The 16,331-nt window shown below is 74.2% G+C and carries 18 protein-coding genes, 1 tRNA gene and 1 riboswitch; of the genes, 7 read left to right on the top strand and 12 right to left on the bottom strand.

What is annotated here, in order from left to right:
• Nucleotides 1–201: 201 nt before the first annotated feature.
• The 4 genes from ICW40_RS13390 to ICW40_RS13375 all read left to right on the top strand — a co-directional run bounded on the left by ICW40_RS13390 (nucleotide 202) and on the right by ICW40_RS13375 (nucleotide 4,090).
• Nucleotides 202–933: a PspA/IM30 family protein gene (locus tag ICW40_RS13390; RefSeq protein WP_221654514.1), complete on the top strand. Its 732-nt coding sequence runs from the start codon at nucleotides 202–204 to the stop codon at nucleotides 931–933.
• A 67-nt stretch (nucleotides 934–1,000) separates the two neighbouring features.
• Nucleotides 1,001–1,741: a response regulator transcription factor gene (locus ICW40_RS13385; RefSeq protein ID WP_221654513.1), complete on the top strand. Its 741-nt coding sequence runs from the start codon at nucleotides 1,001–1,003 to the stop codon at nucleotides 1,739–1,741.
• The gene (locus tag ICW40_RS13380; protein WP_221654512.1) at nucleotides 1,738–3,192 is read left to right on the top strand and encodes a sensor histidine kinase; all 1,455 of its coding nucleotides are present in this window, start codon (nucleotides 1,738–1,740) and stop codon (nucleotides 3,190–3,192) included. The genes ICW40_RS13385 and ICW40_RS13380 overlap by 4 nt, the downstream gene beginning before the upstream one ends.
• A gap of 112 nt (nucleotides 3,193–3,304) precedes the next feature.
• Nucleotides 3,305–4,090, top strand: a complete 786-nt coding sequence (locus ICW40_RS13375; protein ID WP_221654511.1) for an HD domain-containing protein — start codon at nucleotides 3,305–3,307, stop codon at nucleotides 4,088–4,090.
• Between the two features lie 13 nt (nucleotides 4,091–4,103).
• Here the strand turns inward: ICW40_RS13375 and ICW40_RS13370 are convergent, their stop codons facing one another.
• Nucleotides 4,104–4,391, bottom strand: coding sequence for a WXG100 family type VII secretion target (locus tag ICW40_RS13370; protein WP_221654510.1), 288 nt, complete (start codon nucleotides 4,389–4,391; stop codon nucleotides 4,104–4,106).
• Nucleotides 4,392–4,605: 214 nt separating this feature from the next.
• Between ICW40_RS13370 and ICW40_RS13365 the strand changes: the two genes are divergently transcribed.
• A complete protein-coding gene (locus ICW40_RS13365; protein WP_221654509.1) occupies nucleotides 4,606–4,872 on the top strand; it encodes a DUF4031 domain-containing protein in 267 nt (88 codons plus the stop codon).
• A gap of 147 nt (nucleotides 4,873–5,019) precedes the next feature.
• On the opposite strand, the gene groL is transcribed toward ICW40_RS13365, so the two are convergent.
• The 4 genes from groL to ICW40_RS13345 form a co-directional block, all read right to left on the bottom strand.
• Nucleotides 5,020–6,657, bottom strand: coding sequence for a chaperonin GroEL (groL, locus tag ICW40_RS13360; RefSeq protein WP_221654508.1), 1,638 nt, complete (start codon nucleotides 6,655–6,657; stop codon nucleotides 5,020–5,022).
• A gap of 253 nt (nucleotides 6,658–6,910) precedes the next feature.
• Nucleotides 6,911–8,365, bottom strand: a complete 1,455-nt coding sequence (locus ICW40_RS13355) for a phytoene desaturase family protein (RefSeq protein ID WP_221654507.1) — start codon at nucleotides 8,363–8,365, stop codon at nucleotides 6,911–6,913.
• A gap of 127 nt (nucleotides 8,366–8,492) precedes the next feature.
• Nucleotides 8,493–9,107, bottom strand: coding sequence for a LytR C-terminal domain-containing protein (locus ICW40_RS13350; RefSeq protein WP_221654506.1), 615 nt, complete (start codon nucleotides 9,105–9,107; stop codon nucleotides 8,493–8,495).
• 30 nt (nucleotides 9,108–9,137) lie between these two features.
• Nucleotides 9,138–9,446, bottom strand: a complete 309-nt coding sequence (locus ICW40_RS13345) for a DUF3263 domain-containing protein (protein ID WP_221654505.1) — start codon at nucleotides 9,444–9,446, stop codon at nucleotides 9,138–9,140.
• A gap of 105 nt (nucleotides 9,447–9,551) precedes the next feature.
• Between ICW40_RS13345 and ICW40_RS13340 the strand changes: the two genes are divergently transcribed.
• On the top strand, nucleotides 9,552–10,283 hold the full coding sequence (locus ICW40_RS13340) for a uracil-DNA glycosylase (RefSeq protein WP_221654504.1): 732 nt from the start codon (nucleotides 9,552–9,554) through the stop codon (nucleotides 10,281–10,283).
• A gap of 55 nt (nucleotides 10,284–10,338) precedes the next feature.
• Here ICW40_RS13340 and ICW40_RS13335 read toward each other — a convergent pair whose 3' ends face one another.
• On the bottom strand, nucleotides 10,339–10,710 hold the full coding sequence (locus ICW40_RS13335) for a hypothetical protein (protein WP_221654503.1): 372 nt from the start codon (nucleotides 10,708–10,710) through the stop codon (nucleotides 10,339–10,341).
• Nucleotides 10,711–10,974: 264 nt separating this feature from the next.
• Nucleotides 10,975–11,049, bottom strand: a riboswitch (cyclic di-GMP riboswitch).
• 162 nt (nucleotides 11,050–11,211) lie between these two features.
• Here ICW40_RS13335 and ICW40_RS13330 point away from each other — a divergent pair.
• Nucleotides 11,212–12,060, top strand: a complete 849-nt coding sequence (locus ICW40_RS13330) for an SGNH/GDSL hydrolase family protein (RefSeq protein ID WP_221654516.1) — start codon at nucleotides 11,212–11,214, stop codon at nucleotides 12,058–12,060.
• Between the two features lie 4 nt (nucleotides 12,061–12,064).
• On the opposite strand, the gene ICW40_RS13325 is transcribed toward ICW40_RS13330, so the two are convergent.
• The 6 genes from ICW40_RS13325 to ICW40_RS13300 all read right to left on the bottom strand — a co-directional run bounded on the left by ICW40_RS13325 (nucleotide 12,065) and on the right by ICW40_RS13300 (nucleotide 16,098).
• Entirely contained in the window at nucleotides 12,065–12,826 is a 762-nt protein-coding gene (locus tag ICW40_RS13325; protein WP_221654502.1) for a hypothetical protein, read from the bottom strand.
• 64 nt (nucleotides 12,827–12,890) lie between these two features.
• Nucleotides 12,891–13,532 carry a S26 family signal peptidase gene (locus tag ICW40_RS13320; protein WP_221654501.1) on the bottom strand — a complete coding sequence of 214 codons (642 nt, stop codon included), beginning with the start codon at nucleotides 13,530–13,532 and terminating at the stop codon, nucleotides 12,891–12,893.
• A 47-nt stretch (nucleotides 13,533–13,579) separates the two neighbouring features.
• Nucleotides 13,580–13,993: a hypothetical protein gene (locus ICW40_RS13315; protein WP_221654500.1), complete on the bottom strand. Its 414-nt coding sequence runs from the start codon at nucleotides 13,991–13,993 to the stop codon at nucleotides 13,580–13,582.
• Nucleotides 13,994–14,425: 432 nt separating this feature from the next.
• Nucleotides 14,426–14,497 (bottom strand) — tRNA-Thr (locus tag ICW40_RS13310).
• Between the two features lie 66 nt (nucleotides 14,498–14,563).
• On the bottom strand, nucleotides 14,564–15,211 hold the full coding sequence (locus ICW40_RS13305) for a vitamin K epoxide reductase family protein (RefSeq protein WP_308121795.1): 648 nt from the start codon (nucleotides 15,209–15,211) through the stop codon (nucleotides 14,564–14,566).
• 5 nt (nucleotides 15,212–15,216) lie between these two features.
• A complete protein-coding gene (locus ICW40_RS13300; RefSeq protein ID WP_221654499.1) occupies nucleotides 15,217–16,098 on the bottom strand; it encodes a DsbA family protein in 882 nt (293 codons plus the stop codon).
• Nucleotides 16,099–16,331: the final 233 nt, after the last annotated feature.

Here is a 16,331-nt window from a genome sequence, read left to right as displayed (position 1 = left end):
GGCGGCGGGGGCGGCTTCGGCCGCTCGGGCGGCGGGGGCGGCTTCGGCCGCTCGGGCGGCGGCCGCGGCCGACGCGGAGGAGGTGGGCGCTTCTGACCCACCGCCGCGCCCACCCGCACCAGCACCAGCACCCAGACCCCGGCGGCCGAGCGCCGCAGCACCGGACCGATCACCCGACCCCACACCGGAAGGCAGTCCTCCATGGCTGAGAAGCAGACCGTCCTGGGCCGCATCGCCCAGCTCGCGAAGGCCAACATCAACGCGCTCATCGACCGGGCCGAGGACCCGGAGAAGATGCTCGACCAGCTCGTGCGCGACTACACGAACTCGATCGCCGAGGCCGAGGACGCCGTCGCGCTGACCATCGGCAACCTGCGTCTCGCCGAGGCCGACCACGCCGAGGACGTCGCCGCCGCGCAGGACTGGGGTCGCAAGGCTGCGGCCGCGTCCGCCAAGGCGGACGAGCTGCGCGGCCAGGGGAACGCGTCGGAGGCCGACCGGTTCGACAACCTGGCCAAGGTCGCCATCGGCAAGCAGATCGCGTTCGAGAACGAGGCGCGCTCGGCCGAGCCGATGATCCAGTCGCAGACGGAGGTCGTGGCCAAGCTCAAGGACGGGCTCGTCCAGATGAAGGACAAGCTCGAGCAGCTGCGGTCCAAGCGTGACCAGCTCATCGCGCGGCAGAAGACCGCCGAGGCGCAGTCGCAGGTGCACGAGGCGCTCTCCTCCATCAACGTGCTCGACCCGACGAGCGAGGTCGCGCGGTTCGAGGAGAAGGTGCGCCGCGAGGAGGCGCGCGTCGCCGGGCACCAGGAGATCGCGGCGTCGTCACTCGACGCGCAGTTCGAGGAGCTCGACGACGACCTCGCCTCGTCCGAGATCGAGGCGCGGCTCGCGCAGCTGAAGTCGGGCACACCGCAGGACACGGTGTGACGGCCGGCCGGCGGCACGCCCAGGTCGTTCCCAGGTAGCTCCCAGGGTCGGGCGGCAGACTGACGTCGTGGCCGAGCGACCGCGTGAACCGGAGGCTCGGCTCGTCGTCGTCGACGACGAGCCGACCATCCGGGAGCTGCTGACGACGTCGTTGCGGTTCGCGGGCTTCGAGGTGCACGCGGCGGGCGACGGCGCCGCGGCGCTTGCGCTCGTGCGCGACCTCGAGCCCGACCTCGTCGTGCTCGACGTCATGCTCCCCGACATGGACGGCTTCACCGTGACGCGGCGCATGCGCGAACGCGGGCAGCAGGTGCCCGTGCTCTTCCTCACCGCGCGCGACGACACGACCGACAAGGTCACGGGCCTCACGGTCGGCGGCGACGACTACGTCACCAAGCCGTTCAGCCTCGAGGAGGTCGTCGCGCGCATCCGCGCCGTGCTGCGCCGCACGAGGGCGACGGCGGACGCCACGGAGTCGGTGCTCCGCTACGCCGACCTCGAGCTCGACGAGGACGCGCGCGAGGTGCGCCGCGGCGGCCGGCCGGTCGACCTCTCGCCGACCGAGTTCGCGCTGCTGCGCTACCTCGTGCTCAACGCCGGCCGCGTGCTGTCGAAGGCCCAGATCCTCGACCACGTGTGGCAGTACGACTGGGGCGGCGACGGCAGCATCGTCGAGTCCTACATCTCCTACCTGCGGCGCAAGGTGGACCGGCTCCCCGAGGGCGCCGACGGCGAGCAGCCCGTGCCCCTGATCCACACGCGGCGCGGGGTCGGCTACGTGCTGCGCCTGCCGCCCGGCGCCGGATGAGCAGCCCCGCACAGCCGGTGGGCCGGTGGGGCTGGTGGGGTCGCCTGCCGCTGCGCACGCAGCTCTCGCTGCTCTTCGCGCTCGTGCTCGTCGTCGGCCTCGTGCTGACCGGCACCACGGCGCTCGCGATGCTGCGCCAGAGCCTCGTCGCCCAGCTCGACGAGCAGCTCGACCGCGCCTCGCGCGACCTCGTCGCGATCACCGGGTCGCTCCCCCGGGGCGCGGCCGAGGCGGACCTGCCGAGCGACTACCAGGCCGTCTTCGTCACGCCCGACGGCGAGGTGTGGCAGCGATGGTCGTCCCGCAGCGGGTCCCCCTCCGTCGCGGACATCCCCGCCCTGAGCGTCGACGAGGTCGTCGCGCGCGACGGGCAGGCGTTCACGGTCGGCTCCGTCGGCGGCGGGCCGCGCTGGCGCGTCCTGGCCCGACCGCTGGTGGCCGCGGGGACCCAGCAGGTCGTCGGCTCGGTCGCGGTCGCCCTGCCGACGACGGCGGCCGACGCGACCCTCGCCCGGATGCGCTGGGTGCTCGTCGCGATCGGCACGGGCGTCGTCGGGCTGGGCGCGCTCGCGGGCTCGGTCGGCGTGCGACGCGCGCTGCGGCCGCTGCGGCAGATCGAGGACACGGCGGCGGCGATCGCCGCCGGGGACCTGGCCCGCCGCGTCCCCGACGCGCCGACCACGACGGAGGTCGGCCGGCTCGCGGCGGCGCTCAACGGGATGCTGGCGCAGATCGAGGCCGCGTTCGGGGCCCGCACGGCGTCCGAGCAGCGGATGCGCCGCTTCGTCAGCGACGCCAGCCACGAGCTCCGCACGCCGCTCGCGACCATCCGCGGCTACGGCGAGCTGTACCGCATGGGGGCGGTGCCGCCCGAGGACCTGCCGGACACGGTGCGCCGCATGGAGGAGGCTGCGACGCGGATGGGCCGGCTCGTGCAGGACCTGCTGGACCTCGCGCGCCTCGACGAGGGGCGGGGGGTGCGGCGGGAACCGGTCGACCTCGCCGTCGTGGTCCACGACGCCGCGGCCGACCTCCGCGCGCTCGACCCGGCACGCGCGGTGCGCGTCGAGCCGCTGACGCCCGGGGCGCCGACCGGCACCGTCGTCGTCCCGGGCGACGAGGACCGCCTGCGGCAGGTGCTGGCCAACCTCGTCGGGAACGCCGTCCGCCACACACCACCCGGCACACCGGTCGAGCTCGCTCTCGGCAGGCGGGACGCGGAGGTGGTGGTCGAGGTGCGCGACCACGGGCCGGGGATCGATCCCGAGCACGCCGCCCGCGTGTTCGAGCGCTTCTACCGGGTCGACGCCGCGCGCGGGCGCGAGTCGGGCGGCGCCGGGCTCGGCATGGCGATCGTCGCAGCCATCGTCACCGCGCACGGCGGCACGGTCGGCATCGACCGCACGCCCGGCGGCGGCGCGACCGTGCGCGTGATGCTGCCCGCCACCTGACCGCGCCGGCCGACGCGCCGCGACCGCGGGCGCTGCATGGGCGCCGTCGACCCACGCACCGCGGGGATACGATGGCTGGTCGTTGCTCCCCCGACACGATGAGGCACCGACGATGGGCGTCCACGACGCACCCCAGTGGTTGGTCCCGGCCTTCACGCGATCCTGTGTCGCCGCCGGTGCGACCGCCCCCCGCGAGGAGATCGAGAAGGTCGGCGAGGCACTCCTGGACCGGTGGTACGAGCCCGGTCGGCACTTCCACAACGTGCGCCACCTCACCGACGTCCTGGCCCGGGTCGACGAGCTCGCCGAGGAGACGCACGAGCCCGACCTCGTCCGCCTCGCCGCCTGGTACCACGGCGCCGTGTTCGACTCGGCGGAGCGCGCGTCGTACGCGCACCGCGGGGGCGAGGACGAGCTCGCCAGCGCTGCGCTCGCCCGCGCCGACCTCAGCGGCCTGGGCCTCGAGTCGGCCTCGGTCGACCGGGTCGCGCACCTCGTGACGGCGCTGCGCCGGCACCTGCCCGACCCCGAGGACTTCGACTGCGCCGTGCTGTGCGACGCGGACCTCGCGATGCTCGCGTCGGAGCCCCAGAAGTACAAGGCGTACCTCGCCGACGTCCGGGCCGAGTACGCGCACCTCCCGCTCGAGGAGTTCGTGCGCGCGCGGATCAAGATCCTGCGCCGCCTCGCCGAGCGCCGGTCGCTGTTCGTGAGCCCGCTCGGAGCGGCCTGGGAGGAGTCGGCGCGCCAGAACGTCGGCGCCGAGCTGCACCGCCTCGAGAAGGAGCTCGCGAAGATCGAGCAGGCGAAGGCCGAGCACCCGGAAGCCGACGCCCAGGTCCCGGCCGCGGACGCGCCGGCGGCGGACGGCGCGACGCCGGGCGCCGCCGGCTCCTGACCCGCGCCGGCGGTCAGCGCACGAACAGGCGCGAGGCCTGGTCCTCGGCGTCGGCGTAGTGCTGGGCGGCCGCCCCGAGCGCTGCCGTGATGCCGTCGAGGCTCGCCTCGACCGTCCGCTGCGTCGCCGTCCAGTCGGCGAGGAGCCCGGCGAACGCGGTCGCCGCGGTGCCGTGCCATCCCGTCTGCAGGTCCGTGAGGTGCCGCACCAGCGCCGCCACCTCCGTCCTGATGGCCGTGACGGACGCCCCCGCCGCCGCGCTCGCCCCAGCCACCTGTGCGCTGTCGACCTCGTACCTCATCGCTGCTCCTCCGTGTGGTCGGCCGTCGGACCGGCGGCCGGTGATCGGCCGTCGGACCGGCCCGTGGACCGGCGGGCGCGGACCTCGCACCAGCCGTGCCGCCGACCGTAGGCATGCCGCGCGCAGGGCGGGCCGAGGGACCGCCGGGCCTGGGGACGGGCGGCCGACGTCGTCGCCTGGGGACACGCGGGAACGGGTGGTTGGATCAGGAGGCATGACCGTGCTCCTGGACCCGCCCCTGTGGCCCCGGCACGGGACGGTGTGGGGCCACCTGGTCAGCGACGTGTCGCTCGACGAGCTCCACGACTTCGCGGCGGCCGCGGGCATCCCGCGGCGGGCGTTCGACCTCGACCACTACGACGTGCCGACCGAGCGCTACGGCGACCTCGTCGCCCTGGGGGCGTCCCTCGTCGGGACGCGCGAGCTGGTGCGCCGCCTGCGCGCGTCGGGCCTGCGAGTGCCGGCTCGCGACCGCCGCTGAGCACGCAGGGCGCCGCCTCGTGCGGCGCTGCGCCGACCCGGCGCGCGCGTCCCCCCGTGGGCAGACGGACGGACGGCGGGTGCCCCCGAGGGGACACCCGCCGTCCGTGAGTGCGAGCCGTGCGGCCCGGACGCCCGACCTGTCAGGTCAGAAGTCCATGCCGCCCATGCCGCCGCCCTCGCCGCCACCAGCCGGCGCGTGCTTCTCCGGCTTGTCGGCCACGACGGCCTCGGTGGTGAGGAACAGCGCAGCGATCGAGGCCGCGTTCTGCAGCGCCGAGCGCGTCACCTTGACCGGGTCGTTGACGCCCGCGGCGAGCAGGTCCTCGTACACGCCGGTCGCGGCGTTGAGGCCCTGACCAGCCGGGAGGTTGCGGACCTTCTCCGCCACGACGCCCCCCTCGAGGCCGGCGTTGACGGCGATCTGCTTCAGCGGGGCGTCGACGGCGAGCTGCACGATCCGCGCGCCGGTCGCCTCGTCACCGCCGAGCGAGGTGATGTTGTCCTGCTCGAACGCGAGCTTGCCCGCCTGGATGAGCGCGACGCCACCACCGGCGACGATGCCCTCCTCGACGGCCGCCTTCGCGTTGCGCACGGCGTCCTCGATGCGGTGCTTGCGCTCCTTGAGCTCGACCTCGGTCGCCGCGCCGGCCTTGATGACGGCGACGCCGCCGGCCAGCTTCGCGAGGCGCTCCTGGAGCTTCTCGCGGTCGTAGTCCGAGTCCGAGTTCTCGATCTCGGCGCGGATCTGCGAGACGCGGCCGGCGATCGCCTCGGCGTCGCCGAGACCCTCGACGATCGTGGTCTCGTCCTTGGTCACGACGATCTTGCGCGCCTGGCCGAGGAGCTCCACGCCCGCGTTCTCGAGCTTGAGGCCGACGGTCTCGGAGATGACCTGGCCGCCCGTGAGGATCGCCATGTCCTGCAGCATCGCCTTGCGGCGGTCGCCGAAGCCCGGCGCCTTGACGGCGGCGGAGCGGAACGTGCCGCGGATCTTGTTGACGACGAGCGTGGCCAGGGCCTCGCCCTCGATGTCCTCGGCGACGATGAAGAGCGGCTTGCCGGCCTGGATGACCTTCTCCAGGAGCGGCAGCAGGTCCTTGACGTTCGAGATCTTCGACTCGACGAGCAGCACGTAGGCGTCCTCGAGGACGACCTCCTGGCGCTCCGGGTCGGTGACGAAGTACGCCGACAGGTAGCCCTTGTCGAAGCGCATGCCCTCGGTGAGCTCCAGCTCGAGGCCCAGCGCGCTGGACTCCTCGACCGTGATGACGCCCTCCTTGCCGACCTTGTCCATCGCCTCGGCGATGAGCTCGCCGATGGCCGGGTCGCCGGCGGAGATGCCCGCGGTCGCGGCGATCTCCTCCTTGGTCTCGACCTCCTTGGCGGCCTTGAGGAGCTGCTCGGTGACGGCCTCGACGGCCTTCTCGATGCCGCGCTTGAGCGCGATCGGGTTCGCACCGGCGGCGACGTTGCGCAGGCCCTCACGGACCAGCGCCTGCGCAAGCACGGTGGCGGTGGTGGTGCCGTCGCCAGCGACGTCGTCCGTCTTCTTGGCGACCTCCTTGACGAGCTCGGCGCCGATCTTCTCGAGGGGCTCCTCGAGCTCGATCTCCTTGGCGATGGAGACGCCGTCGTTGGTGATCGTGGGGGCGCCCCACTTCTTCTCGAGCACGACGTTGCGGCCCTTGGGGCCGAGGGTGACCTTGACGGCGTCGGCCAGGGCGTTCATGCCCCGCTCCATGCCGCGGCGGGCCTCCTCGTCGAAGGCGATGATCTTGGCCATTCGGATGGTCCTCCGGTTGTGGCGTGGTTCCTGGACGGGGCGCCCGCGACGGACGGCCGTGCCCTCCGCGGTCACGTCCCGCGCGAGGGCCCCGGCCTCACCTGGCCCAGGGTCTTCTGTCACTCTCAGGTCGAGAGTGCTAACTCATTATTGGCACTCGGCACGTGCGAGTGCAAGCGGCCCACGCGCGCGGCGTCGAGGCCCGGGGGCCTCTCCCGGCGGCCGCTCGGCCACGACGGCTCGAGCGGTCGGCTCAGGGCGCGAGGTCGGGTGGCCGGTGGATGCCGACCTGGGCCAGCACCCGCCGCGCCGCGTGCCAGCCGCCCATCCCGTGGACGCCCGGGCCGGGCGGCACCGCCGCGGAGCACAGGTAGACGCCGTCGCCCGCGACGAAGGGGTCCCACGTGAGCGCGGGCCCACCGAGCATGCGCGGCAGCGTCACCGCGCCCGCGGCGATGTCGCCGCCGACGTAGTTGGCGTTGTGCAGCTCGAGCCGCGCCGCCGGCACGCACTGCGACGCGACGACGACGTCGCGGAACCCGGGCGCGAACCGCTCGATCTCCGCGGTGATCGCCTCGGTCATGTCGACCCGCGAGCCCGCGGGCACGTGCGCGTAGGTCCACAGCGGGCGGTTGCCGTCGGCCGCGACCCGCCCCGGGTCGGTCACGGCGGGGTCGCTCACGAGCACCATCGGGTGCTCGGAGTGGCGCCCCTGCGTCAGCGCGTGCTCGGCGGCGACCATCTCGGCGCGCGTGCCGCCGACGTGGACGGTCCCCGCGGCCCGCACGCGCTCGTCCGCCCACGGCACGGGCGCGGAGAGCACGTAGTCGACCTTCGTCGCACCGTTCCCGTGCCGGTAGGCCTGGTACCCGCGTGCGATCCGACGGTCGAGCCGCGAGCCCATGACCTCGGCCACGGTGGCGGGCACCGTGTCGAAGACCACGGCGCGCGCCGGCGGCAGGTCGGCGCGCGTGCGCACCGGGTGGTCCGTGCGCACCTCGCCGCCGTGCGCGAGGAGGTCGGCGACCATCGCGTCCGTGATCGCCTGGGTGCCGCCCAGCGGGACCGTCCAGCCGACGGCGTGCGCGAGCGTCCCGAGGAGCAGCGCGGTGCCCGATCCCGCGATCGAGGGCAGCGGGGTGATCGAGTGCGCCGCGACGCCCGTGAGCAGGGCGGGCGCAGCGTCGCTCCGGAAGCGCCGGTTCCACAGCGGCCCGACCCCCTGCTCGAGCGCACGCAGGCCGAAGCGCACCGCGGTCGTCAGGCTTCGCGGCACCCGGCGGTGGTCGCCCAGGATGAGCTCGACGACGTCGTCCGCGTGCTCGACGAGCGGGCCGAAGACCTCGAGCCACGCGTCGCCGTCGGGCCCCAGCTCGGCCGCGGTCCGCGCGAGGTCCTGGTAGGCGACCCCGGCGCCGTCGGGCAGCGGCTGCGCGAAGGACGCGTCGGGCGCGACGAGCCGCACGCCGCGCGAGCGCAGGTCGAAGCGCCGGAAGAAGGGCGAGGCGATCGCCATCGGGTGCACGGCGCTGCACGTGTCGTGCACCACGCCCGGTGCGAGGCCGAGGTCGGCCGTGCGCGCGCCCCCGCCGAGGTGCGGCTGGGCCTCGAGGACCTGCACGGACAGTCCCGCCCGCGCGAGCGTCAGTGCCGCTGCGAGACCGTTGGGCCCGGAACCCACGACGACGACGTCGAGCCGTCCCGCCATGCCGTCCTCCCGTCGCCGGTCCGTCCCATCCTCGGGGCTGGACCCGATCGGGGCGACCGGACGTCGCGGACGCGGCCTGCCGCCCCCGCCCTCCGGGCGCGGTCCGCCGCTCCCGGTGCGGACCGCGTCAGGGCGTGTAGTCGCCCGCCAGGACCACGACGACGCCCTTGGGCGCCTGCTCCGCGGACTCGACGACCTGGGTGATCCCGAGCGTCTGCGCGACGAGCTGCGCGGTCGCGACGTCGGCCGCGGTGGCGTGGTAGACGACGGACGCGTCGGGGTCCTCGCCGTCCCAGTCGTCGGCCGAGACGGACGTGAAGCCGGCCTCCTCGACCCGCTCTGCGGCACCGCTCGCGAGGCCCGAGCGGGACGTGGAGTTGTAGACCGTGACCGTCGCCGCGAGGTCCGGCACGGGCGGCGGCGGCGCGACCGGCTCGGGCGGCGTCGTCTCCTCCTCGGTGGCCGGCTCCGTCGCGGCGTCCGTCGCCGGCTCCGTCGCCTCGCCGTCGTCGGCCGGCGCCTCCTGGCCCTGGTCCGAGCCGCCCGGCGTCTGCAGCCCCTCCCAGTCGGAGAGCCACGTCACCACGCCGTAGGCGAGCAGCGGGAACAGGAGGACGACGACCACGAAGGGCAGCACGCGGCTGCGCCGCGAGCGCGGCGCGCGGTGCACCCCGCGGGGGCCACCCCTGGCGTCCGCGGCGTCGAACTCGTCCGCTGGGTAGGGGTAGTCGCCGGCCTTCACGGCGGACAGGCTAGCGGCCGGGCGACGCCCTCAGGCGTCGATGCCCAGGCGACGCGCGGTGCGCGCGCGCTGACGGGACGAGCGCATGCGGCGCAGCCGCTTGATGAGCATCGGGTCGAACGCCAGGGCGGCCGGCGAGTCGATGAGCGCGTTGAGCACCTGGTAGTACCGCGTCGCGGACATCTCGAAGAGCTCCTTGACGGCCTGCTCCTTGGCGCCCGCGTACTTCCACCACTGCCGCTCGAAGGCGAGGATCTGCTGGTCCCGCTCCGACAGCTGACCCGCACCCGTGCGGGCGGGGGCCCGGTCGGCGGTGGCGGTGGCGGCCGTCGCGTCCATGCGTCCTCCTGGTGTGAAGCGAGGCCTTCATCGTAGACGCGGAATGACAGGCGTGTCATTCGCCCGGCGCGTCGTCCCCGGGCGCGTCGGGCTAGGGTCGGCGGCGTGGTCCGCCAGCCCCTCGACGCGCTCGTCGCGCCCGACTGGGCGGAGGCGCTGGCCCCCGCCGAGCCACGTCTGCGGCAGATCGGCGACGCCCTGCGGGCCGAGTCCGCCGCGGGTCGCGCGTGGCTCCCGGCCCCCGACGCGGTGCTCCGCGCCTTCTCCCACCCCATGGCGGAGGTGCGCGTGCTCGTCGTCGGCCAGGACCCGTACCCGACGCCCGGGCACGCCGTCGGCCTGTCCTTCTCGGTCGCACCCGGCGTGCGCCCGCTCCCCCGCTCGCTGCAGAACATCCACACGGAGCTCGCCGCCGACGTCGGCGCCGTGCGCGGTCCCGACGGCGACCTGAGCGACTGGGCCGAGCAGGGCGTGCTGCTGCTCAACCGCGTGCTCACGGTCCGGGCGGGCGAGCCCGGGTCCCATCGCCACCTGGGGTGGCAGGAGCTCACGACGCTCGCGGTGCAGGCGCTCGCGGCGCGCGGTGGGCCACTGGTCGCCGTCCTGTGGGGACGGGACGCGCAGGAGGTCAGGCCGCTGCTGGGCGACGTCCCCGTCGTCGCGAGCGCGCACCCCAGCCCGCTCTCGGCGTCCCGCGGCTTCTTCGGCTCGCGGCCGTTCTCGCGGGTCGACGCCCTGCTCGGCGAGCAGGGCGCCCCGCCCGTGCGCTGGTCCCCCGACCAGCCTCCGGGCGGGGCACTGGACGGGCCCTCCCCAGGGCCGTCCACCACCCGCTGACCGACGGCGCCGCTCCCTCCCCAGAGAGCGGCGCCCCGTCAGCCCGCCGAGGTCCTCAGACCCCGGCCTCGCTGCTGAGCGTGATGCTCACCCCCGTGAGCTGCTCAGCCGGCACCGGCGTCGTCGCCGGTACCGCAACCGTCATCTCCGACCCACCGACCACTGCGGACAGCTCGGCCAGCGCGACCCCCCCGGGTCCGCTGAGGGTCACGACGACGTCCTGACCCTGGCAAGCGCCCAGGCCCGAGAGCTCGGCCGCGCTCACCCCGTATCCCTGCAGTGCGGCGTCGTAGGCGACGTCGTAGTCGATCCCCACCGTGGACGAGCTGCACCCCTGCGACTCGTCCTCACCCACGAGGATCTGCTGACCCCCCAGGTCGATCCCCGCTGCGGACGCGGTCCGCACTCCCACCAGTGCCAGAGCCACGAGGGCCACCGAAGCTGCCTTCCTCGTCCTGCTGTTCATCTCCACCCTCCTGGTGGTCCATCTCACCGGTTCCGTCCGGTGATCCCTGGTGCCGGCGTCCTGCCGGCGGGTGCATGCCCCGAGGGGATGCGGAAGAGCGCCCTGAGCCGAGGCTCAGGACGCTGGTGGGCCGGACAGCCCGAGGGATGCGCGCACGGCGCAGAGGGAGAGGAGGGTGGAGCTGGACCGCTGGAGAAGCGTGCTGCTCATGGTGTGCACCTCACGTTCGGTAACCCGGCTGACCTCGAGGGTCCCGTGGCTTTGCGTCCCCACCTCGCGGTGAGTTTGCCTTTGTCGCTGACCTGATCAGGATGACCCAGGTGCACCGGGGAGTCCAGCGGTCTCACCCGCACCCGGTGCCCGGATTGAGCAGTGCTGGGGCATCGGCGCACACTTGCACCCGTGAAGTTCACCCGTTCGCCCGAGGGCTCCGACGAGCAACCGTTTCCCCAGCACGAGCGCGTGGTGCCGTGGCGCCGCTACGTGGCGCTCGGCGACTCCTTCACCGAGGGGCTCTGGGACGTCCCGGGCGGTGCGCCGCCGAGCACGACGACGGTCGTGGACCCCGCGCTCGAGTGCCGCGGGTGGGCGGACCTGCTCGCGGGCCACCTCGCAGAGCGCGCCGCCGTGGCACCCGGCGACGAGCCCGTCCGGTACGCCAACCTCGCCGTGCGGGGCCGGCTGCTGGGCCCGATCCTGCGCGAGCAGGTCCCGGCCGCCCTGGAGCTGCGCCCGGACCTGGTGAGCCTCGTCGGCGGCGGCAACGACATGCTGCGGCCGGCCGTCGACCCGGACGTCCTCGCGGAGCGCCTCGAGGCCGCCGTCGTGCGGCTGCGCGCCTCCGGGGCGGACGTGCTGCTGGCCACGGGCATGGACGCCAAGGACAGCCCCGTGGTGCGCCGCACCCGGGCGCGCGTCGGGGTCTTCAACTCCCACGTGTGGTCGATCGCGCGCCGCCACGGCGCGCACGTCGTCGACGTGTGGGGCATGCGCTCGCTGCGCGACTGGCGGATGTGGGCACCGGACCGGATCCACCTCACCACCGACGGTCACCGCCGCGTCGCGCAGGCCGCGCTCGTGGCCCTGGGGCTGGAGCCCGACGACGCCGCGTGGGACGACCCGCTCACGCCCCTGCCGTCGCCGCCGCTCGCAGCCCGCGTCCAGCAGGACGCCGAGTGGTTCCGCGAGCACGCCTACCCGTGGGCGACGCGCCGCCTGCGCGGCCGGTCGAGCGGCGACACGCGCCGACCCAAGCGCCCGCGGCTCGAGCCGGTGGATGGCGCCTGGAGCGCGAGCGCGCCCGAGCGCTGAGCGATCAGCAGCTGCGCAGGTCGGTGCCCGGGAACAGCCAGTTGCTCGAGTTCACGATGAGGGAGAACGCCCCGGGCGAGCCCGCCGAGGGCCGGACCGTGAGCCGCGGCGGGGTCGTGCATGACGCCGCGCCGACGCGCGTGACCTGCACGTCGTTGTCGAGGATGGAGTTGCCGAGCCTGGTGGGCACCGAGCCGTAGCCGGGGTGGTCCAGGTTGAACGTGACCTCCCACTGACCCTGGTTGGTGGGCGAGACCGTCACGTCGTAGTAGCTGAAGGTGCCGAAGAACCCCGAGGACCGGCGGTCGAGCGTGACGGTCGCGGTGCACGGAGCGTTCGTGGCGACGATGCGGCAGCTCGCCATCGGCAGCGGGGGCGTGTAGCTCCACGTCGTCGCGAGGTTCCAGCCGTCGACGGTCGCGCGCACGACCAGGTTCGACGTGCCCGTGTAGCCGCCGGCCACGGGGATGTCTCGTGTCACGGTCGTCATGAGCGTGGGCGCGCTGCTGTGCGGGACACCTGCCGCGTCGACGATCGTGACCTGGACGGTCTTGCCGACGCAGTCGGCCGGGACGGTGAGGCGCACCGCGGTCTGGGTCGCCGTCGTCGTGCTCGGTCCGGTCGCCGTCGCGCCGTCGGCACACGGGCGCGCGTTGGTGAACGTGTCGATGACGCCGCCGCGGACCGTGAGCGATGCGGCGGAGCCCATGCTCGCGGAGCCGATGAGCGCGATCAGGAGGACGACGGCGAGCGCGATGCGCTTCATGAGCCGGTCCTCCTCGTGTCTGCTGGTGGTGCGGGTCGTGCAGGGATGCGTGTCCGCCGGGTCGCTACGTCGCCGTGGTCGCGAGCGCTGCGGTGTGCTCCTCGGCCGTGGCGCCGTCACCGTCCGACGCAGCGCCGTCGGCCTCCTCGGGCGAGAGCTCGTCGCCCTCCGCCGACTCGACGCCGTCGCCGTCCTCGGAGGGCGCCTCGCCGTCCTTGGCAGGCCAGACGAGGAACGCGAGCGCCCCGACGAGGACCGAGATCCAGGTCAGCGGGCTCAGGAAGATCGAGGCGACCTTGCCGACGTGCGGCAGGTGCAGCACCGCCGTCCCGAGGACCTCGTCGCCGGTGGGCTCGAACGGGTCGACCCAGTCGTTGTTGTCGCCCTGGAGCTCCCAGCCGTCGGCGTCGCCGCCGATGACGCGGTGGATGATGCGCGCTCCGCCGAAGTCCTTCGGCTGATAGACCATCACGTCGCCGACCTCGACCGGCCCGCAGCGCGAGACCACGAGGTCGCCCGTGTAGTACGTGGGCTCCATCGACTCGCCGGACACGATGGTCAGCGTCGTGCAGCCGCCGAGCGACGACGGCCACAGGAGCCAGCCGAGCGTGATCGCGAGCACGGCGAGCACGACGTCGCCGGCGCGGCCGAGCAGCCGGCGCGGGGATCCCGCGCCGGCTGCCTGCACACCTGCAGTGTCGGACACCGACGTTCTCGTCGACTCAGCTGTCGAGCTCAGAGGTCAGACGACGGTCACTTGGTGATGACGACGGCGACCCGGTCGACGTCCGCGGCGCTGATCGTGCCGGCGAACGAGGCGGGGGCGTAGGTGACGGTCGTCGCGCCACCGGCGGCGGCGGGGACCGCACCGGAGACCTCGGCGAGCTGCGTGCCGGCCGCGTTGAGGACCGAGACGCGGATGGTGCCGCCCGAGCAGGCGGCCTCGATGCCGGAGATGACGACCTTGTCGGCCTTGTACTGGGTCGCGGCCCACGCGCTCTCGAACGCGGCGGCGACGCCGTTGGTGTCGCACGCGGCGTTGAGCGACGTGCCGGCCTGGATGGTGCCGCCCGTCACCTGGAGCGTCGACGCGCTGGCGAGCGAGAGGCCCGCGATGCCGACGACGGCGAGGGCGATGGCGGCGGACTTGCGGCGGGTGGAAGCCATGGGGGTGTCCTTCGATCGGTGACGGCGGGGAAGCCGTCCACTGGGGTGCGGGACCGGTGGGTGGCCGGTCCAGACCTTCATCGGGCGGTGGGGGCCGCCGCTTGAAGGGGGTTGTCCAAGGATGCCCGGGATGGCGGTGCCGTCAGCCTCCTGACCTGCGGCTTCACCCGGCCGGGGTGACCCATTTCACCCGACGAGCCGGGACGGAACCGGACAGACTCCCCGGGTCGAGCGCCTTTCGCGTCACCCGGACGGACCAGTCGTGTGACGGGACGGTGTCAGGACCAAGGTCCTGTCCTGCGGCGCGAGGCGGGTGCTCGCGCCCGCTCGACGCCAGGGCGGCGTGACGCCGGGGTGACGGGCGCCGGGGTGACGGGCGCCGGGGTGACGGGCGCCGGGGTGACGGGCGCGGAGGGAGCGAGGAGGGAAGGGAGCCGCCTGTCGGATTCGAACCGACGACCGTCCGCTTACAAGGCGGGTGCTCTACCACTGAGCTAAGGCGGCGGGGCCGCGCCGGACGGCCCACGGGGGCCGGGCCGGGCGGCCCAAGTCTGCCAGAGGCGCCCGTTCCTACGAGGCGAGCAGGGACGGCCCGTACTTCACCGCGACGAGCGCCGCGAGGAGCAGCAGCCACGCCCACACGACGACGACGTCGACCTCGTGGTCGATCGCCCACCTCGCCCTCGCCTGCGCCCGGGGCGGCAGGAAGAGGTTGCCGTCGCGGATGTTCACGTGCGTGAGCGTCGTGAACACCAGGGTCGTCGAGACCGTCACCAGGAGGCACCACGGGCACAGCGCGCCGATGACGAACATCGACTGCGTGAACAGCCAGTACGCGAAGATCACGCCCAGCGTGTAGACCACCTGCGCGCTGAGCATGAACCAGCGCGGGAACCGCACGCCGCCGAGGGACGCGACGGCGATCGTGATGACCACCGGCTCGGCCACCAGCCCGAGGAACGCGTTGGGGAACCCGAACAGCGAGGCCTGCCACGACTGGGCGACCGCGCCGCACGAGAGCACCGAGCTGATGTCGCAGCTCAGGGTGACGTCCGGGTCGGCCGCGAGCACGACGGCGTCGACCGCGAGCACGAACGACGCGAGCAGGCTGATGCACGCCGAGATCAGCATCGTCGTGAAGATGAACCGGTTGTCGTGCCGGATCCGGAAGATCCGCGCGACGAGGCCGTCCGAGGGCCGGTCGAGGTCGGTGACCACGCCCGTCAGCCTCGCGCGTCGTCGATGGCGGCCTCGAGCGCACCCTCGACCTGCCAGTTCACGCCGAGGTCGGCGACGTTCTCGCCGTCGACCAGGACGGTGGGCGTGCCGAACTGCGGCGCGAACTCGCGCGACGCGACCTGCGTCGTGGCGGCGACCCAGGGGACGAACGAGCCGTCACCCTCGAGGTAGCTGCCGTCCGCGATGGTGTCGGCGATGGCCTGCGGCACCCCGGCCGCGGACGCGAGCTCGGCGATCTCCTCGTCGGAGAGGCCGGGGGTGTTCTCGGCCGGCTGGCTCGCGAACAGGGCGGTGCTGAACCCGACGAACGCCTCGGGCGCGCGGTCCGCCACGAGCGCGGCGGCGGCCGCCGCGCGGGTCGAGTACCGGGTGCCCTGCGCAAAGCGGTCCAGGATGCTCACCGGCTGGTACTCCACGACCACCTCGCCCGCCTCGCGCAGCTCGTCGAGCATCGGGCCGTTGATCTGCTCGAAGTCACCGCAGATGGGGCACATGTAGTCGGCGTACACGGTGACGACGACGGCGTCGTCGGGCACGTCCTCGACGCCCGCGACACCGTCCTCGCCCACGCGGATGCCGCCCGTCTCCGTGGCGGTCGACGGCGCCGAGACCTCGGCGAGCGGCTCCTCGACCTCGGCGAAGTCCTCGGAGGTCGCCAGGTCCGCATAGCTCGAGGTGTCGGGTGCCTGCGACCAGATGAACGCGACGACGCCGCCGACGACGGCGAGGCCCGCGACGAGGAGCGCGATGACGATCGTGCGCTGCCGCTTCGCCTGGCGCTGCTGCTCCTCGCGCAGGCGCAGGGCCTGGGCGCGCGCGTCGTCGCGGCGCTGGGACTTGCTGGGACGGGACGGGGTGGTGGACATGGAGCTTTCCTCCGGGATGTGGCCGGCGGTGCGGCCGTCTGCTGACGTCGGGTGGCCACCTCCGAGGGGCGGCGACGGGAGGCTGCGGGCGGTGGTCGCCCGGGCGCAGCGGGTGCGCACGCCTCCGGCAGGTCAGACGGGCAGGAGCTCCGGGGGGCCGCGCCGGCGGACCGCGCCGACCGTGCGGGCGGACCAGGGCCGGTCCGCGGGCACGCCGGGGACCGCACGCACGG

It is taken from the genome of Actinotalea ferrariae, assembly GCF_019733465.1.
Lineage (GTDB): Bacteria > Actinomycetota > Actinomycetes > Actinomycetales > Cellulomonadaceae > Actinotalea > Actinotalea ferrariae_A.
Note: the sequence above shows the minus strand (reverse complement) of the source record. Positions and strands in the feature narration are given on the sequence as shown.

Bases quoted from the DNA above. Each gene is read 5' to 3' on its own strand.
- ICW40_RS13390 (WP_221654514.1), top strand. From the start codon at position 202: ATGGCTGAGAAGCAGACCGTCCTGGGCCGCATCGCCCAGCTCGCGAAG.
- ICW40_RS13380 (WP_221654512.1), top strand. From the start codon at position 1,738: ATGAGCAGCCCCGCACAGCCGGTGGGCCGGTGGGGCTGGTGGGGTCGC.
- ICW40_RS13375 (WP_221654511.1), top strand. From the start codon at position 3,305: ATGGGCGTCCACGACGCACCCCAGTGGTTGGTCCCGGCCTTCACGCGA.
- ICW40_RS13370 (WP_221654510.1), bottom strand. From the start codon at position 4,391: ATGAGGTACGAGGTCGACAGCGCACAGGTGGCTGGGGCGAGCGCGGCG.
- ICW40_RS13365 (WP_221654509.1), top strand. From the start codon at position 4,606: ATGACCGTGCTCCTGGACCCGCCCCTGTGGCCCCGGCACGGGACGGTG.
- groL (WP_221654508.1), bottom strand. From the start codon at position 6,657: ATGGCCAAGATCATCGCCTTCGACGAGGAGGCCCGCCGCGGCATGGAG.
- ICW40_RS13355 (WP_221654507.1), bottom strand. From the start codon at position 8,365: ATGGCGGGACGGCTCGACGTCGTCGTCGTGGGTTCCGGGCCCAACGGT.
- ICW40_RS13345 (WP_221654505.1), bottom strand. From the start codon at position 9,446: ATGGACGCGACGGCCGCCACCGCCACCGCCGACCGGGCCCCCGCCCGC.
- ICW40_RS13325 (WP_221654502.1), bottom strand. From the start codon at position 12,826: ATGAAGCGCATCGCGCTCGCCGTCGTCCTCCTGATCGCGCTCATCGGC.
- ICW40_RS13315 (WP_221654500.1), bottom strand. From the start codon at position 13,993: ATGGCTTCCACCCGCCGCAAGTCCGCCGCCATCGCCCTCGCCGTCGTC.
- ICW40_RS13300 (WP_221654499.1), bottom strand. From the start codon at position 16,098: ATGTCCACCACCCCGTCCCGTCCCAGCAAGTCCCAGCGCCGCGACGAC.